We start from the raw sequence: 16,010 nt of genomic DNA, 5'->3' as shown, positions 1-16,010 counted from the left end.
CGCGGCCGGGGGGGAACGCGCAGGGCCGGGCCGCAGTTAAGGGCCCGACCAGCCGGCCCCGTCGGCGAAAGGGGAGCGTCCGGCATGATCGATCCGCAGGCCAAGGCCGTTCTCGACGACCTCGCCCGCCGCAAGGCCGCCCAGCCCGCGCCGGCGGACGGTCGCGAGGCGCTGGCAAAGGCGCGGGAGATGACGGACGGCCTTGCCGATTTCGGCGCGCCGAAGGTCGATCTCGCCTCGGTCGAGGATCTCGACTGTCCAGGGCGCGGCGGCCCGGTGCCCGTCCGCCTCTATCGCCCCTCCGATCGCAGGCCGCTGCCGCTTCTCGTCTGGTTCCATGCCGGCGGGGCGATCGCCGGCTCGATCGAGGTTCATGACGAGCCCTGCCGGGCGCTGGCGGCGGAGAGCGGCTGGGCGCTCGCCTCGGTCGGCTATCGCCTCGCCCCCGAGCATCCCTTTCCCGCCGCCCTCGACGATTGCCGCGACGCGGTGGCCGCGCTCGTCGACCGCGCCGCCGCGCTCGGCCTCGATGCCGGGCGCCTTGCCGTCGGCGGCGATTCCATCGGCGGGCTCTTCGCCGCGCGCGTCGCGATCCTGGCGCGCGGCGGGGGCGGCCCGGCGATCGCGGGCACGCTGCATCTCTATCCCAACACCGACCTCACGCCCGATCGCGCCTTCGCCTCGCTGGAGACGGAGGAGGGCAATGTCATGACGCGGGACTCGCTTGCCTACGAGAACGACCTCTTCGTGCCGGACCGCGCAGCGCGCGCGACGCCCGCCGTCTCGCCGCTGCTGGAGCCCGACCTGTCGGGCCTGCCGCCGGCCCTCGTGGTCACCTGCGAGCGCGATCCCTTGCGCGACGAGGGCGAGGCCTATGCCGAGCGTCTTTCGCGCGCCGGTGTGACGGTGACCCATGTGGCCTTTCCCGGCATGATCCACGGCTTCCTGCAGATGGGCGGGCGCATCGATGCGACCGCGAGGCTTCGCGCCGAGGTGTCGGCCTTCCTGCGCGCCCTCGCCGGCTGAGGCGCGGGGCCGCGGGCGCGCCGCTTTTGCATTCGCCGGCAAAATCGCCTATAGGGACGTCAGCGAAGTTTACGCGCCTCGCAAGGGTGCGCCTTTTCGCGTTTCATGGCCCTCGCTGGACGACATCCCGGCCTGGGCGACCCAACCCTCACGATCACCAGAAAGGGATACGATGTCGATCACGCTCGAGCGTAAGGCCGAACTCGTCAAGGAATACGCGACCAAGGAAGGCGACACCGGTTCGCCCGAAGTGCAGGTCGCGCTCCTCACCGAGCGCATCAACAACCTCACCGGCCATTTCAAGGACCACAAGAAGGACAACCACTCCCGTCGTGGTCTCCTGAAGATGGTCTCGCAGCGCCGCCGCCTTCTCGACTACGTGAAGGCCAAGGACGAGCCCCGCTACCAGTCGCTCATTGAGCGCCTGAGCCTGCGCCGCTGATCCGAACCGGCAGCCGGCGGATCGCTCCGCCGCCTGCCGCCCGGCCGCCCGACAGGGCGGCCCGCACGACCAGGCTCCCCGCGGGGAGCCGCCGCCGACGGGCCGAACGGCCCGCCCGCCGCTTCTGACGAGCGGCCCGACTGCCACGAACGAGACCCAGAGCGGCGCCCGGCGACAACGCGCCGGCCGCTCGAAATCTCGGGCACCGCCCGGCGAAGGCCGGCGGTGCGACCGCCCGAACGGTCATGGGGCAGGATTGCCGGAGGCTCGCCGGCCGAATTTCCGCATTTGCGTGCGGACCCTCGCCGACCCGAGCCTCCCGCCGTCTTGCCCGTGACGCGTTTGACGACGCCAAAGGCGCTCCTGCGCCTCGCCCGAAGGGTGGGGCTTTGCGCCACGAAGGAAGGCAAGTTCCAAATGTTCAATACCCACAAGGTCGACATCGACTGGGCCGGCCGCCGGCTCACCCTCGAGACCGGCAAGATCGCGCGCCAGGCCGACGGCGCCGTGCTCGCCACCTACGGCGAGACCACCGTGCTCGCCACCGTCGTCTCCGAGAAGAAGCCCAAGGTCGGCTTCGACTTCTTCCCGCTGACCGTGAACTACCAGGAGAAGACCTACGCCGCGGGCAAGATCCCCGGCGGCTTCTTCAAGCGCGAGGGCCGTCCCTCCGAGAAGGAGACGCTCGTCTCCCGCCTCATCGACCGCCCGATCCGCCCGCTCTTCGCCGCAGGCTACAAGAACGACACGCAGGTCGTCGTCACCGTTCTCCAGCATGATCTCGAGAACGATCCGGACGTCCTGGCCATGGTCGCGGCCTCGGCCGCCCTCACGCTGTCGGGCGTGCCCTTCATGGGCCCGATCGGCGGCGCGCGCGTCGGCTATATCGGCGGCGAGTACAAGCTGAACCCGCATGTCGACGAGATGGCCGAGTCCAAGCTCGACCTCGTCGTCGCCGGCACCGAGGACGCCGTCCTCATGGTCGAGTCGGAGGCGCACGAGCTGTCCGAGGAGATCATGCTCGGCGCCGTCATGTTCGGCCACAAGGGCTTCCAGCCGGTCATCGACGCGATCATCAAGCTCGCCGAGCATGCCGCCAAGGAGCCGCGCGAGCACGTCGTCGCCGACAATTCGGCGGTCGAGAACGAGATGCTGCTGATGGCCGAGGGCGAGCTGCGCGCCGCCTACAAGAACACCGACAAGATGGCCCGCTATGCCGCCGTCGACGCGGTGAAGGCCAAGGTCATGGCGCACTTCCTGCCCGAGGACGGCGAGCCCAAGGCCGCCAAGGAAGTCGTCGGCGCCGTGTTCAAGGAGCTCCAGGCCAAGATCGTGCGCTGGAACATCCTCGACACCGGCAGCCGCATCGACGGCCGCGACCTCTCCACGGTGCGCCGCATCGAGGCCGAGGCCGGCGTCCTGCCGCGCACCCACGGCTCGGCGCTGTTCACGCGTGGCGAGACGCAGGCGCTCGTCGTCGCCACGCTCGGCACCGGCGAGGACGAGCAGTTCGTCGACGCGCTGACCGGGACCTACAAGGAGAGCTTCCTCCTCCACTACAACTTCCCGCCCTATTCGGTCGGCGAGACCGGCCGCATGGGTTCGCCCGGCCGCCGCGAGATCGGCCACGGCAAGCTCGCCTGGCGCGCCATCCGCCCGATGCTGCCGGCCAAGGAAGCCTTCCCCTACACGATCCGGGCCGTCTCCGAGGTCACCGAGTCGAACGGCTCGTCCTCCATGGCCACCGTCTGCGGCACCTCGCTGGCGCTGATGGATGCGGGCGTGCCGCTCGCAAAGCCGGTCGCCGGCATTGCCATGGGCCTCATCAAGGAAGGCGAGCGCTTCGCGGTCCTCTCCGACATCCTGGGCGACGAGGACCATCTCGGCGACATGGACTTCAAGGTCGCGGGCACGGAAGCCGGAATCACCTCGCTGCAGATGGACATCAAGATCCAGGGCATCACCGAGGAGATCATGAAGGTCGCTCTCGAGCAGGCCAAGGGCGGTCGCGTCCACATCCTGGGCGAGATGAACAAGGCTCTCGGCACGGCGCGCGCCGAGCTCGGCGAGTTCGCGCCGCGCATCGAGGTCATGCAGATTCCGACCGACAAGATCCGCGAAGTGATCGGCTCGGGCGGCAAGGTCATCCGCGAGATCGTCGAGAAGACCGGCGCCAAGATCAACATCGAGGACGACGGCACGGTGAAGATCGCCTCCTCCTCCGGCAAGGAGATCGAGGCCGCCAAGAAGTGGATCCACTCGATCGTGGCCGAGCCTGAAGTCGGCGAGATCTACGAGGGCACGGTCGTGAAGTGCGTCGAGTTCGGCGCCTTCGTGAACTTCTTCGGCTCGCGCGACGGCCTCGTGCATATCAGCCAGCTCGCCGCCGACCGCGTCGCCAACACCAAGGACATCGTCAAGGAAGGCGACAAGGTCTGGGTGAAGCTCATGGGCTTCGACGAGCGCGGCAAGGTCCGCCTGTCGATGAAGGTCGTCGACCAGAAGACCGGCCAGGAGCTGAAGAAGGACGCGCAGGACGACGCGGCGTAAGCCGAACGTCCCCGTCATCCCATCCCGAGAAGGGCGCGCGGCGAAGGTCGCGCGCCCTTTTTCGTACCGGGCGCCGGCCTCCCCAGGCAGCGGCCGGGGCCGGTCCCCTCGCGCCCGCATCGCCCTATTTCCCTCGCGCGACAGTTGACGGAGACTCGAGCCATGCGCCTCTTTCTCATTCCCGCCTTCGCCTGCGACGAAGCGCTCTACGAGAGCGTCGTCGAACTCCTGCGCGCCGATTTCGACTGCGCGGTCTTCGTCGCGGAGGCGCCGACGCTGCGGGAATGCGCCGACGCGCTCCTGGCCGAAGCCGGTTCCGGGCGCTTCCTGGTCTGGGGCACGTCCTTCGGCGGCCATGTCGCGCGCGAAGTGGCTCTCGCCGCGCCCGGGCGCGTCGCCGGGCTGATCGTCTCGGGCGCGGGCGCCGCCGCGCCCACGGACACCGCGCCCTTCGAGGCGCGGCGCGCGGCCATCGCCTCGGGCGATCCCTCGCTTCTCTTGGAGGAGATGGCGCGGGGCGTCGTCTTCGAGCCCGAGGGAAGGGGCGAGGCGGCGGCGGACCTCTTCCGCGCCATGGCGGCCCGCGCGCCGCTCGAACGCCTCTCGGCGCAGAACGAGGCCCTGGCGGGCCGGCCCGACCGGATGGCCGACCTCGCAGGCCTGCCCGTGCCGACGCTCCTCCTCTGGGGCGCCGAGGACGGGTTCTCGCCGCCCGCCGCCGCCGAGGCGATGCGCGCGGCCATGCCCGATGCGCGATGCGTCGTGATCGAGGACTGCGGTCACCTGCCGAGCCTCGAATCGCCCATGCAATGCGCGGCCGCCATCCGCCGGCGCTTCGTCGCCGGGGCCTGACGCCGCGATCGGCCGGGCATCCTCGCCGACCCGTTGACATCGCCGCCGCCGCCGCCCAAGTTCGCCGCACCCGAGGGGAGTTCCGGCAGGGAACTGAGAGGCCGACGGCCGCCGGAAACGGCAAGGCGCGCGGCGACCCGACGAACCTGATCCAGGTCATGCTGGCGGAGGGACGGGTGGTCGCGGCTCCTCCCGCGGCCGCAGGCCGGGCATCCGGCACGATCCGCCATCATGACCGATTCCGCCGGGCCGCCGAAGGGCGCCCCGCGAAGGAGTTGCCATGCCGAGCGGCGCGGCCGAGCGCGGCCAGTCCCTGAACCTGCCGATGGGCACGCCCGCCGGCGTGGAGTCCCTCGGGTCCGTCGCCGTGATCGGCGCGGGCGTCTGCGGCCTCGTCGCGGCGGTGCGCGCGGCGCAGGCGGGCGCCGCCGTGACGCTGCACGAGGCCTCGGACAGGCTGGGCGCCGCGGCCGCCTCCTGGCTCGCCGGCGGCATGCTCGCGCCCTTCTGCGAGGCCGAGAGCGCGCCGGCCGCGATCGTGGCGCCGGGCCTTGCCGGCATCGCGTGGTGGGCCCAACAGGCCGTGGGCCTCGAGCGCCGCGGCACGCTCGTCCTGGCGCCCGCGCGCGACCGCGCCGAACTCGCCCGCTTCGCCCGCCGCACGCGCGGGCACGAGCGCCTCGACGCCGCAGGCCTCGCCGCCCTCGAGCCCGATCTCGCCGGGCGCTTCGAGGAGGCGCTCTTCTTCGCCGACGAGGCCCATCTCGACCCGCGCCGCGCCATTCCCGCCCTTGTCGAGCGGCTGGAGGCGCTCGGCGGGCGGCTCGTGCTGGGCTCGGCGCCCGACCCGCGCGAGGTCGCGGCCGACCGGGTCCTCGACTGCCGCGGCCTCGCCGGCGGACCGGCGTTTCCCGGCCTTCGCTGCGTGCGCGGCGAGATGGCGATGCTGCGCGCGCCGGACGTCTCCCTGTCGCGACCCGTGCGCCTCCTCCATCCGCGCCATCCTGTCTATGTCGTGCCGCGCGGCGACGGGCGCTTCATGGTCGGCGCCACGATGATCGAGGCCGAGGACGGGCGCGCCGTGACGCTGCGCTCGGCCGTGGAACTCATGAACGCCGCCTATGCGCTGCACCCGGCCTTCGCCGAGGCCGAAGTGCTCGAACTCTCCGCCGGGCGCCGCCCGGCTCTGCCCGACAACCTGCCGGCCGCCTTGCACGAGGGCCGCGTCACGCGCCTCAACGGCCTCTACCGGCACGGCTTCCTCCTCTCCCCCTGGCTCGCCGGCGAGGCGTTGGAAAAGGCCTTGTCGGGCTCGACGACGAAGGGACGACCCGCATGAATGTCACGATCAACGGCGAGGCGCGCCTGGTGGAGGCCACCACGCTTCAAGCTCTCCTCGCGGAACTCGGCCATGCCGCCTCGATCGTCGCCACCGCCCGCAACGGGGAGTTCGTCGCGATCTCCGAGCGCGGCGAGACGCGGCTCCGGGAGGGCGACCGGATCGAGATCCTCGCCCCGATGAAGGGCGGCTGACGATGGCGCCCCCGACGGACGGTCTTTCCATCTACGGCACGCGCCTCGCCTCGCGGCTGATGCTCGGCACCGCGCTCTACCCGTCGCCGCAGGTCATGGCGGACGCCGTCGCCGCCTCGGGCGCCGGCATCGTCACCGTGTCGCTGCGCCGCGAATCCGGCACGCTGCGCGCGGGCCAGAATTTCTGGGACCTCGTGCGCGGGCTCGGCGTCGCGGTCCTGCCCAACACCGCCGGCTGTCACACGGCGCGCGAGGCGGTGACGACGGCGAAGATGGCCCGCGAGGTCTTCGGGACGAACTGGATCAAGCTCGAAGTCGTGCGCGACGCCGAGACGCTGCAGCCCGAGCCGTTCGGCCTCGTGGAGGCCGCGCGCCTTCTTCTGGGCGAGGGGTTCGAGGTCCTGCCCTACATGACCGAGGACCTGTCGCTCGCCGACCGGCTGGCGGAGGCCGGCTGTCGCGTGCTGATGCCCTGGGGGGCGCCCATCGGCTCCGGCCTCGGGCTCAACAACCGCTACGGCCTGCGCCAGCTGCGCGCCCATTTCCCGGAGATGACGCTGATCGTCGATGCCGGGCTCGGCCTGCCGAGCCATGCGAGCGCCGCCATGGAACTCGGCTATGACGGCGTTCTCCTCAACACGGCCGTCGCCAGGGCCGGCGACCCCGTCGCCATGGCGCGGGCCTTCGCGCGCGCCGTCGAGGCCGGCCGGCTCGCCCACGAGGCGGACCCGATGGAGGCGCGCGACATGGCCGCGCCCTCGACGCCCGTCCTCGGCCTCGCCAGTCTCGGAGACCTCGCATGACGGAAATGACTTTGCCGGCTAATAGGATCGTGCTCGACCCGTTCTATCTCATCGTGCCGGATGCCGAGACGGCCGCCGCCCTGGTGCCCGAGGGCGTGAAGCTCCTGCAGCTTCGCGCCAAGGGCATGGACGAGGCGCGGCTGCGCGCCGAGATCCGCGCCACGCGCGATCTCTGCGCCGCCCATGGCTGCACGCTCGTCGTCAACGATGTCTGGCGCCTTGCCATCGAGGAGGGCTGCGATGTCGTTCATCTCGGCCAGGAGGATCTCGCCGAGGCGGACCTTCCCGCCATCCGCGCCGCCGGCCTCGCGCTCGGCCTGTCGACGCACGACCGGGCGGAGCTCGAGACGGCGCTCGCCGCGCGGCCGGACTATGTCGCGCTGGGGCCGATCTGGGAGACGCGGCTGAAGGCGATGGCCTGGGCGCCGCAGACGCCGCAGCGTCTCGCCGAGTGGCGCGAGGCGCTGGCCGGCCTGCCGCTGGTGGCCATCGGCGGCATCACCGTGGAGCGCCTGCCGGAGGTCTTCGCCATGGGCGCCGACAGCGCCGCCGTCGTCACCGACGTGACGCTGGCGCCGGACCCGAGGGCGCGCTGCCGGCAATGGCTCGCGGCGACGCGGCGCTGGGCGCGACCCCCGGCCTGAAGGCGAAGAGCCCCGCGGCCCGGTTCCTCCGGTGCCGCAAGGCTCTGTCCTGGTCGAACGGCGTCGGTCGGCGGGGCCCTCAGGCCTCGGCGTCCTCGCCCTTGTCGCCTTCCAGGATCGCCTTGCGCTGTTCCTGCGCCTTCAGCTCGTCGAGCGCGGGCATGGACATGACGTTGTAGCCCGAATCCACGTAGTGGATCTCGCCGGTCACACCATTGGAGAGTTCCGACAGGAGGTAGAGGACCGAGCCGCCCACTTCCTGGATGGTCGTGTTGCGGCGCATGGGCGAGTTGCGGCGCTGATAGTTGAACATCAGCCGCGCGTCGGAGACGCCGGCGCCCGCGAGCGTGCGCACGGGGCCGGCCGAGACGGCGTTGACGCGGATGTTGCGCGGCCCGAAATCGGCCGCGAGATAGCGCACGGAAGCCTCGAGCGCGGCCTTGGCGACGCCCATGACGTTGTAGTTGGGCATGACACGGGTGGCGCCGCCATAGGTCATGGTGACCATCGAGCCGCCCTGCGTCATCATCGCCGCCGCGTGGCGCGCGACCTCGGTGAAGGAGTAGCAGGAGATCATCATCGTGCGGGTGAAGTTCTCCCGCGTCGTGTCGGCATAGCGCCCCTTCAACTCGTTCTTGTCGGAGAAGGCGATGGCGTGGAGCACGAAGTCGAGCGTGCCCCATTCGGCCTTGAGCGCGGAGAACACCGCCTCGACGGAGGCCGAATCCTCGACCTCGCAGGGCAGCACGATGCCGGCGCCGATCTCGGCGGCGAGCGGCTTCACGCGGCGCCCGAAGGCCTCGCCCTGATAGGTGAAGGCGAGCTCCGCGCCCTGGCCGGCCAGAGCCTTGGCCGCGCCCCACGCGATCGAGTTGTGGTTCGCGACGCCCATGATGAGCCCGCGCTTCCCCTTCATCAGGTCGCCCATGCGGCTCACTCCGTCACGCGTTGGAAGACCAGGCATGCATTCGTGCCGCCGAAGCCGAAGGAATTGGAGAGGATGCGGTCGACCTTCGCGTTGTCGATCCGCTCGCGCACCACGGGAACGCCCTCGAACTCGGGGTCCAGCGTGCCGATATGGGCGCTCTTGGCGATGAAGTTGTCGCGCATCATGAGGAGCGAGTAGATCGCCTCCTGCACGCCCGTGGCGCCCTGGCTGTGGCCGGTCAGCGCCTTGGTGCCGGAGATGTGCGGGATCCGGTCGCCGAACACCTCGCGGATCGCCATCACCTCCATCCGGTCGCCGACGGGCGTGGCGGTGGCATGCGGGTTGATGTAGTCGATCGGCCCGTTCACGCCCGCCAGCGCCTGGCGCATGCAGCGCACCGCGCCCTCGCCGGAGGGCGCCACCATGTCCGCCCCGTCCGAGGTCGCGCCATAGCCGACGATCTCGGCGTAGATCTTCGCGCCGCGCGCCTTGGCGTGCTCGTATTCCTCCAGCACGAGGACACCCGCGCCGCCGGCGATGACGAAGCCGTCGCGGTCGGCCGAATAGGGGCGCGAGGCTTCCGAGGGCCGGTCGTTGTAGCCCGAGGAGAGGGCGCCCATAGCGTCGAACAGGACCGACAGGGTCCAGTGCAGGTCCTCGCAGCCGCCGGCGAAGACGATGTCCTGCTTGCCCCACTGGATCATCTCCGCGCCGTTGCCGATGCAATGGCTGGAGGTCGAGCAGGCCGAGGAGATCGAGTAGTTCACGCCCTTGATCTTGAACCAGGTGGCGAGCGTCGCCGAGGCCGTGGAGGACATGGCCTTGGGCACGACGAGCGGGCCGACCTTGCGGGGGCCCTTCTCGCGCGTCGTGTCGGCGGCCTGGACGATCGCCTGGGTCGAGGCGCCGCCCGAGCCCATGATGATGCCGGTGCGCTCGTGGGAGACCTCGGCCGGCGTCAGGCCGGAATCGGCGATCGCCTGCTCCATCGCCACGTGGTTCCAGGCGGTGCCCCCGCCGTGGAAGCGCAGCGCCCGCCGGTCGAGCACCGTGGTCGGGTCGAGCGTCGGCTTGCCGTGCACGTGGCTGCGGAAGCCGAGTTCGGCATAGTCGGGCGCGAAGACGATGCCCGATCGCGAGTCCTTGAGGGACTGCGCGACCTCCTCGGCATCGTTGCCGATCGCCGACACGATGCCCAGTCCCGTCACGACGACACGTCTCATCGTCCAGCTCCCTTGTCCGTTCCGTGCATCAAGGCGAAGCGTGAAGGCCGTCAGGCCTCAGCGCCGTCCTCGTCCTTGAAGAGGCCGACCCGAAGGTCGCTTGCCCTGTAGATGATCTCTCCGTCGGCCTTCATCCAGCCCTGCGCGATGCCGAGTTTCAGCCGCGAGCGCATGACGCGGCGGAAATCCACGCCGTATTCGACGAGCTTGACCTTCGGCGTCACCTGGCCGGTGAACTTCACCTCGCCGACGCCGAGCGCGCGGCCGCGCCCCTCCTCGCCCAGCCAGCCGAGATAGAAGCCGGTGAGCTGCCAGAGCGCGTCGAGGCCGAGGCAGCCGGGCATGACCGGGTCGCCCTCGAAATGGCACTTGAAGAACCAGAGGTCCGGATCGACGTCGAACTCGGCGCGCACCGAGCCCTTGGAGAACTCGCCGCCCTCTTCCGTCAGCTCGGTGATGCGGTCGAACATCAGCATCGGCGGCAGGGGCAGCTGGGCATTGCCCTTCCCGAACAGCGTCCCGTGACCGCAGGCGAGGAGATCGTCTTTGTCGTAGGATGACTTGCGTGTCGCCATTTCGGTCCGTTTCCGCCTCTTGCGTGCCCATCCGGTCTTCTCGGCCGAAGCCGGCCGGTTCGCGAGCGGCTCTAGCACGCCTCGCGCGCCGCTGGAAACCATGGGCGCACGCCGCGTTAACCCCAATGGCGGCCGGCGGGACATTTTTCCGCTTCCCGCCGCCCCCGCGCCCGGTGCATGAGGCGTCGGCCGAAGGACCCGTCCCGTCCAGATCCCGCAGGAAGCCGCGCCATGACGCTTCGCAGCCCGCTCGCGTGCCCCATCCCGGCCGTCCTCGCCGCCGTTCTCCTGGCGATCGCGCCGGCGCCGGCCGCCGCCGCCTCCGGCTGGCTTGCGGCCGCGGGCGCGGCCGGCTTTGCCGTCGACGGCGACTTTTCGGGCCTGCACGTCTCCTGCCGCGAGGCGGGCGCGCCGCGCCTCGTCTTCGGTCCCTTCGCCGGGCGGTTCGACATGTCCCACCGCCATGCCGTCATCGTCGATGTCGACGGCACCGCCTTCCGCATGGAGACGCGGGCGATGGAGGACGCGGCCGGCGGCACGCGGTTCGTGCGCGCGGGCAGCATGGCCGAGTTCGCCCCCCTCGTCGCGGCGCTGAGGGCGGGGCGGGCGGCGGAAGTCTCCTCGCCCGCCGGCCGCTTCGCCCTGCCGCTGCGCGGCTCGGGCAAGGCGCTGGCGGCGCTGGAGGCCGCCTGCCGCTAGTCTCCGGCGCCCATGCCGCGACGCGGCATTTGTTTGATGGCAAGCTCTCGTCTATATCATGGGGACGACGGCCGCGCTCGCGGGCCGTGTCGGAACGATGGCCCGCGAGTGCGGGCGCCCATGATCGATCGGTGGCATTGAAGAAATGGACACGCGCACCCGCACCCAGTCCTTCTGCGTTTTCGAGCGGCTGCGCTCGGTCGGCCTTCGCCCGACCCGTCAGCGCGTCGCGCTCTGCAACCTGATGTTCGGCGCCGGCGACCGCCATCTGTCGGCGGAGACCCTGCACGAGGAAGCGCACAAGGCCGGCGAGCCCGTGTCGCTCGCCACCGTCTACAACACGCTCCACCAGTTCACCGATGCCGGCCTCGTGCGGCCGATCTCGGCCGAGGGGCAGCGGACCTATTTCGACACGAACACGTCCGACCACCACCATTTCCTGGTGGAGGACGACAACGCCATGATCGACATCCCGGACGGCCAGCTCTCGCTCGGCATGCTGCCCGAGCCGCCCGAGGGCATGGAGATCGTCAATGTCGACGTCGTGGTCCGCCTGCGCCGCAAGCGCCCGCAGGCCTGACGCGCCGCGACGCCGCGCCATCGTGGAACGCGCCGCCCGGCCCGGTGCCGCGGCGGCGTTTCGCGTTTCGGCGTTTCCCGGAAAGTCACGGCCCCGAACGACGATCGCCGGGGCGAGCCCGGCGATCCTGCCTGTGCGAGGTGAGAAGAGCGCCGAGCCGCTCGTCGGAGGGACGGGGGCCTCGGCCTGCGGCCGTCAGAAGGCCTCGCCGGGATAGACGCCCCAGATCTCCTCCTGGCGCACGTAGCCCTCGCGGCTGGAGACCTCCAGCTCGCACCAGCCGGCATTGCATTCCTTGACCTTGGCGACGACGCCCGGCTCCATCTGCGCGACCAGCGGCGCGTCGATGGCCGGCTTGGCATGCACGTCGATGACCGTCGCCTTGCCGGCGAGCCAGGGCGCGGCGATGGAGGTCCGCTCGCCCGACAGGAGCGAGTGGTAGACCCAGCCTTCCGTGCCCTCCGAATCGCGGATGCGGCGCCACAGGTCGAATTCCTGGACGATCTCCACCGGCAGGCCGCCCTTCAGGTAGAGCCAGGAGACGGGATAGTCGCGCCCCGGGCCGATGCGCAGGTTCACCCGGCTCGACTTGAGGCTGACATAGCGCGGCAGCGGCAGCTTCGAGGAGGAGCCGACGGGCAGGGCCGCGACCTCCTGCGAGGCGCCTTCGCCCTCGCCTTCGTCCTGCGCTTCGGGGGCCTGCGGCGCCGGCGCGGCGGCCTCGGCGGGCTTGGCCGCCAGGCCCTCGATCACGTCGGCCGGGCTCTGCGGCGGCGGCATGGCCGCGCCCGTGAGCGCGATCGTCGCGGCGAGGAGGAGGGCGCTGAGCGGGGCGGCGTGCGGCATCGGGGTCAAGGTCCTTCTCGGGTCGTCCTCGCTCCCGCCGAGCGCGCGCGAGGCGGCCGCCGGGCGAAACCTTTTGTCCGCGCCCGTCCGGCTTGCTAGGAGCGGCGGGAGCGCTCCTTCGGCCGCCGGCTCGAACTATCGCGATTCTTGCTTAACAAGCTCTTAGGAGGCGGTGCCCCGCATGACGACGCGACCCCGGCCCCTCGTGATCCTGACCCGCCGCCTGCCGGAGGCGACGCAGGCGCGCATGGCCGAGCTCTTCGACGCGCGCTTCAACGTCGACGACACGCCCTTCAGCCAGCCCCAGCTCGTGGCCGCCCTGCGCGAGGCCGACGTCGTCGTGCCGACCGTCACCGACCGCATCGACCGCGCCATGATCGAGCAGGCCGGGCCGCGCCTGAAGCTGATCGCCAATTACGGCAACGGCGTCGACAATATCGACGTGGAGGCCGCCGCCGCCCGCTCGATCTTCGTCACCAACACGCCGAACGTCCTCAGCGAGGACACGGCCGACATGACGATGGCGCTCATCCTCGCCGTGCCCCGGCGCCTCGTGGAGGGCGGCACGCGCCTCACCGGCGGGCAGGACTGGCCGGGCTGGTCGCCCACCTGGATGCTCGGGCGCCGGCTCGGCGGCAAGAAGCTCGGCATTCTCGGCATGGGCCGCATCGGCACGGCGGTCGCCCGGCGCGCCAAGGCCTTCGGGCTGCAGATCCACTACCACAACCGCCGCCGCGTCGATCCGCGCACCGAGGCCGAGCTCGGCGCGACCTACTGGGAGAGCCTCGACCGGATGCTCGCCAACATGGACATCCTCTCGGTGAACTGCCCCTCGACGCCGGCGACCTTCCACCTCCTCTCCGCCCGGCGCCTCGCCCTCATGCAGCCGCACGCCTTCGTGGTGAACACCGCGCGCGGCCCCGTCATCGACGAGAAGGCGCTGGTGCGGCTTCTGGAGCAGGAGAAGCTCGGCGGCGCCGGGCTCGACGTCTTCGAGGAGGAGCCGGCCATCGACCGCAAGCTCCTGCGCCTGGCCGAGGCGCACCGCGTCGTCCTCCTCCCGCACATGGCCTCGGCGACGCTGGAGGGGCGCCTCGACATGGGCGAGAAGGTCATCATCAACATCCGCACCCTGATGGATGACCACCGCCCGCCGGACCGCGTTCTGCCCTCGCGTCTGTGAACCGCGCGACGGCCGTTGCGCCGGCCCGCCGGGGCGGGCACACTCCCTCCGGGCATCATCCAAGGGGAGGCGGGCGCGCGGATCGGGGCATACCCCGGCGGTCGGGCCCGAAGACGCGCATGGGCCTGAAGGCGATCGACCATATCCGCGAGGTCGAGGCGGCGATCCTCGGCAAGGGGTCGCGGCGGGACGCGGCGGTGACGGATTCCTGGCAGCGCTGCGTGGAGAGCCACCGGCTCGACCCCTCGCGCGCCTGCGAGGCCTATATCCTGCCCGAGTTCCGGCTGCGCGAGCATCGCGACGCCTCCGAGGATCTCATCCGCACCGCCCGCTCGGGGCTGGAGACGCTGCACCGGCAGATGGCGGGGCAGGGCTACGTGCTGATCCTGGCCGACGCCAAGGGCGTGGCGGTGGACTTCCTGGGCGATCCGACCTTCGACAACCAGCTGCGCAAGGCCGGGCTCTATCTCGGCGCCGAATGGTCCGAGCCGCGCGCCGGCACCTGCGCGGTCGGCGCCTGCATCGCCACCGGCGAGGCGCTGACCATCCACCAGAGCGACCATTTCGACGTCACGCACACGCCGCTCACCTGTTCGGCGGCGCCGATCTACGACGAGGCCGGGCAGCTGACCGCGATCCTCGACATCTCCGCCCTGCGCTCGCCCGAGGCCAAGATCAGCCAGACCCTCGTCCTGCACATGGTGAGCGCGACGGCCCGGCGCATCGAGCTCGCCAATCTCATGGCGCGGGCGCGCGGCGAATGGGTGCTGCGCTTCTCGCAGTCGCCCGAGTTCCTCGACGTCGACCCGGAAGGGGCGGTGGCCATCGACGGCTCCGGCCGCATCACCGGCCTCACCCACGCCGCGCGCCGCCTCCTGTCCGCCTCCGGGGACGCGGGCGAGCCCGTGCTCGGACGCCCGTTCAGCGACTTCTTCCAGTTCGATCTCGACGACCTGCCGGCGCTGACCCGCGGCCAGCCGACCGAGAACCGCCTCCTCACCGCCCATGACGGCGCCTGCGTCTTCGCCCATGCCATCGCCCCGCAGACGCGCCTGCGGGCCCGCCGGCACGAGAGCGCGAGGCCGACGCCGCTCGACCTCCTCAGCGGCGGCGATCCGGCGATGGACGCCGTCGTGGAGAAGGCCAGGAAGCTCTGCGACAAGCCGATCGCCGTCTTCATCGAGGGCGAGACCGGCACCGGCAAGGAGCGGCTTGCCCGCGCCCTCCACGACAGCCGGCGCGGCGCCAAGGCCTTCGTCGCCGTGAACTGCGCGGCGCTGCCCGAGGGCCTGATCGAGGCCGAGCTCTTCGGCCATGCGCCGGGCGCCTTCACGGGCGCGGGCCTGCGCGGCCGCAAGGGGCTGATCGAGGCGGCCGACGGGGGCACGCTCTTCCTCGACGAGATCGGCGACATGCCGTTCTCCCTGCAGTCGCGCCTCCTGCGCGTCCTCTCCGAGCGCGAGGTCGTGCCGGTCGGCGGGCTGACGCCGGTGCGCGTCGACCTGCGCGTCGTCTCGGCCACGCATCAGGATCTCGGCCGCCTGGTGCGCGAGGGGCGCTTCCGCGAGGACCTCTACTACCGTCTGAACGCGGCGACGCTGCGCCTGCCGCCCTTGCGCGAGCGCGCCGATCTCGACTGGCTGATCGACCGTCTCCTCGCAGGCGACGCCGAGGGCGGCCCTGTCTCGCTGGAGCCGGAGGCGCGCGCCGCGCTCCACGCCCACGACTGGCCGGGCAATATCCGCGAATTGTGCAACGCCGTGGCGCTCGGCCGGGCCCTGTGCAGCGGCGGGCGCATCGCCCGCGCCGACCTGCCCGACCATCTTTCGTCCGGCCCGGCCCGCCTTCGCGCCTGCCCGGAGGCCGGCGGCGAGGGGGAGGCGGCGGCGCTGCGCCGGACGCTGGAGGCCTGCGGCTGGAACGTCTCGCGCACCGCGCGCCATCTCGGCGTCGACCGCACGACGGTCCATCGCCGCATGGCGCGGCTCGGGCTCGCGGCGCGCCACTGAGGCGCGACAGCGGCGCCACACCTGTGGCGCGCAGCGGTGCCGGCCGGCGCGCTTCCTCCGTCAAAAACCCTTCGCGCGCCGCCTTTCGCAAGTCCCGTCCCGATTGGCACCGTCCTT

The 16,010-nt window shown here is 71.5% G+C and carries 16 protein-coding genes and 1 riboswitch; of the genes, 12 read left to right on the top strand and 4 right to left on the bottom strand.

Annotated features, from left to right (window positions below; translation table 11 throughout):
• The first annotated feature begins 84 nt into the window (after positions 1-84).
• The 8 genes from ASG48_RS12205 to ASG48_RS12170 all read left to right on the top strand — a co-directional run bounded on the left by ASG48_RS12205 (position 85) and on the right by ASG48_RS12170 (position 7,850).
• Positions 85-1,026, top strand: a complete 942-nt coding sequence (locus ASG48_RS12205) for an alpha/beta hydrolase (RefSeq protein WP_055850048.1) — start codon at positions 85-87, stop codon at positions 1,024-1,026.
• A 172-nt stretch (positions 1,027-1,198) separates the two neighbouring features.
• Positions 1,199-1,468, top strand: a complete 270-nt coding sequence (gene rpsO / locus ASG48_RS12200; protein WP_055850046.1) for a 30S ribosomal protein S15 — start codon at positions 1,199-1,201, stop codon at positions 1,466-1,468.
• Positions 1,469-1,885: 417 nt separating this feature from the next.
• Positions 1,886-4,018, top strand: a complete 2,133-nt coding sequence (pnp, locus tag ASG48_RS12195) for a polyribonucleotide nucleotidyltransferase (RefSeq protein ID WP_055850045.1) — start codon at positions 1,886-1,888, stop codon at positions 4,016-4,018.
• Between the two features lie 162 nt (positions 4,019-4,180).
• Positions 4,181-4,870 carry an alpha/beta fold hydrolase gene (locus tag ASG48_RS12190; protein ID WP_055850043.1) on the top strand — a complete coding sequence of 230 codons (690 nt, stop codon included), beginning with the start codon at positions 4,181-4,183 and terminating at the stop codon, positions 4,868-4,870.
• A 63-nt stretch (positions 4,871-4,933) separates the two neighbouring features.
• Positions 4,934-5,060: riboswitch (TPP riboswitch) on the top strand.
• Positions 5,061-5,150: 90 nt separating this feature from the next.
• Positions 5,151-6,209 (top strand): FAD-dependent oxidoreductase, encoded by a 1,059-nt coding sequence (locus ASG48_RS12185; RefSeq protein ID WP_244486894.1) that lies wholly within the window; start codon positions 5,151-5,153, stop codon positions 6,207-6,209.
• A complete protein-coding gene (thiS, locus tag ASG48_RS12180) occupies positions 6,206-6,403 on the top strand; it encodes a sulfur carrier protein ThiS (protein WP_055850041.1) in 198 nt (65 codons plus the stop codon). The genes ASG48_RS12185 and thiS overlap by 4 nt, the downstream gene beginning before the upstream one ends.
• Positions 6,404-6,405: 2 nt before the next feature.
• Complete coding sequence (locus ASG48_RS12175) at positions 6,406-7,206, top strand: thiazole synthase (RefSeq protein ID WP_055850040.1); 801 nt, start codon at positions 6,406-6,408, stop codon at positions 7,204-7,206.
• A gap of 26 nt (positions 7,207-7,232) precedes the next feature.
• Positions 7,233-7,850, top strand: a complete 618-nt coding sequence (locus tag ASG48_RS12170; protein WP_055850621.1) for a thiamine phosphate synthase — start codon at positions 7,233-7,235, stop codon at positions 7,848-7,850.
• 79 nt (positions 7,851-7,929) lie between these two features.
• Here ASG48_RS12170 and fabI read toward each other — a convergent pair whose 3' ends face one another.
• From fabI to fabA, 3 genes are read right to left on the bottom strand one after another with little or no spacing between them, the layout of a single operon-like run.
• Positions 7,930-8,778: an enoyl-ACP reductase FabI gene (gene fabI / locus ASG48_RS12165; protein ID WP_055850038.1), complete on the bottom strand. Its 849-nt coding sequence runs from the start codon at positions 8,776-8,778 to the stop codon at positions 7,930-7,932.
• Positions 8,779-8,783: 5 nt separating this feature from the next.
• Positions 8,784-10,001 (bottom strand): beta-ketoacyl-ACP synthase I, encoded by a 1,218-nt coding sequence (fabB, locus tag ASG48_RS12160; protein WP_055850036.1) that lies wholly within the window; start codon positions 9,999-10,001, stop codon positions 8,784-8,786.
• Positions 10,002-10,051: 50 nt separating this feature from the next.
• Positions 10,052-10,576: a bifunctional 3-hydroxydecanoyl-ACP dehydratase/trans-2-decenoyl-ACP isomerase gene (gene fabA / locus ASG48_RS12155; RefSeq protein WP_055850034.1), complete on the bottom strand. Its 525-nt coding sequence runs from the start codon at positions 10,574-10,576 to the stop codon at positions 10,052-10,054.
• A gap of 231 nt (positions 10,577-10,807) precedes the next feature.
• On the opposite strand from fabA, the gene ASG48_RS12150 reads away from it, so the two are divergent.
• Complete coding sequence (locus ASG48_RS12150; protein WP_055850033.1) at positions 10,808-11,275, top strand: hypothetical protein; 468 nt, start codon at positions 10,808-10,810, stop codon at positions 11,273-11,275.
• Between the two features lie 145 nt (positions 11,276-11,420).
• A complete protein-coding gene (gene irrA / locus ASG48_RS12145; protein WP_055850031.1) occupies positions 11,421-11,855 on the top strand; it encodes an iron response transcriptional regulator IrrA in 435 nt (144 codons plus the stop codon).
• Positions 11,856-12,050: 195 nt separating this feature from the next.
• On the opposite strand, the gene ASG48_RS12140 is transcribed toward irrA, so the two are convergent.
• On the bottom strand, positions 12,051-12,701 hold the full coding sequence (locus ASG48_RS12140) for an SH3 domain-containing protein (RefSeq protein WP_348271137.1): 651 nt from the start codon (positions 12,699-12,701) through the stop codon (positions 12,051-12,053).
• A 181-nt stretch (positions 12,702-12,882) separates the two neighbouring features.
• Between ASG48_RS12140 and ASG48_RS12135 the strand changes: the two genes are divergently transcribed.
• Entirely contained in the window at positions 12,883-13,884 is a 1,002-nt protein-coding gene (locus ASG48_RS12135; protein ID WP_055850028.1) for a D-glycerate dehydrogenase, read from the top strand.
• 119 nt (positions 13,885-14,003) lie between these two features.
• Complete coding sequence (locus tag ASG48_RS12130; protein WP_055850026.1) at positions 14,004-15,893, top strand: sigma-54-dependent Fis family transcriptional regulator; 1,890 nt, start codon at positions 14,004-14,006, stop codon at positions 15,891-15,893.
• Positions 15,894-16,010 lie beyond the last annotated feature (117 nt).

Source organism: Aurantimonas sp. Leaf443 (assembly GCF_001425575.1).
Lineage (GTDB): Bacteria > Pseudomonadota > Alphaproteobacteria > Rhizobiales > Rhizobiaceae > Leaf443.
The sequence above is the reverse complement of the archived record's forward strand: the minus strand, read 5'-3'. Positions and strand labels throughout refer to the sequence as shown.

Excerpts from the sequence above, each read along its gene's own strand:
- thiS (WP_055850041.1), top strand. The coding sequence starts at position 6,206 with ATGAATGTCACGATCAACGGCGAGGCGCGCCTGGTGGAGGCCACCACG.
- rpsO (WP_055850046.1), top strand. The coding sequence starts at position 1,199 with ATGTCGATCACGCTCGAGCGTAAGGCCGAACTCGTCAAGGAATACGCG.
- fabA (WP_055850034.1), bottom strand. The coding sequence starts at position 10,576 with ATGGCGACACGCAAGTCATCCTACGACAAAGACGATCTCCTCGCCTGC.
- ASG48_RS12185 (WP_244486894.1), top strand. The coding sequence starts at position 5,151 with ATGCCGAGCGGCGCGGCCGAGCGCGGCCAGTCCCTGAACCTGCCGATG.
- ASG48_RS12175 (WP_055850040.1), top strand. The coding sequence starts at position 6,406 with ATGGCGCCCCCGACGGACGGTCTTTCCATCTACGGCACGCGCCTCGCC.
- fabI (WP_055850038.1), bottom strand. The coding sequence starts at position 8,778 with ATGGGCGACCTGATGAAGGGGAAGCGCGGGCTCATCATGGGCGTCGCG.
- pnp (WP_055850045.1), top strand. The coding sequence starts at position 1,886 with ATGTTCAATACCCACAAGGTCGACATCGACTGGGCCGGCCGCCGGCTC.
- ASG48_RS12135 (WP_055850028.1), top strand. The coding sequence starts at position 12,883 with ATGACGACGCGACCCCGGCCCCTCGTGATCCTGACCCGCCGCCTGCCG.
- irrA (WP_055850031.1), top strand. The coding sequence starts at position 11,421 with ATGGACACGCGCACCCGCACCCAGTCCTTCTGCGTTTTCGAGCGGCTG.
- ASG48_RS12150 (WP_055850033.1), top strand. The coding sequence starts at position 10,808 with ATGACGCTTCGCAGCCCGCTCGCGTGCCCCATCCCGGCCGTCCTCGCC.
- ASG48_RS12205 (WP_055850048.1), top strand. The coding sequence starts at position 85 with ATGATCGATCCGCAGGCCAAGGCCGTTCTCGACGACCTCGCCCGCCGC.
- fabB (WP_055850036.1), bottom strand. The coding sequence starts at position 10,001 with ATGAGACGTGTCGTCGTGACGGGACTGGGCATCGTGTCGGCGATCGGC.
- ASG48_RS12130 (WP_055850026.1), top strand. The coding sequence starts at position 14,004 with ATGGGCCTGAAGGCGATCGACCATATCCGCGAGGTCGAGGCGGCGATC.
- ASG48_RS12140 (WP_348271137.1), bottom strand. The coding sequence starts at position 12,701 with ATGCCGCACGCCGCCCCGCTCAGCGCCCTCCTCCTCGCCGCGACGATC.
- ASG48_RS12190 (WP_055850043.1), top strand. The coding sequence starts at position 4,181 with ATGCGCCTCTTTCTCATTCCCGCCTTCGCCTGCGACGAAGCGCTCTAC.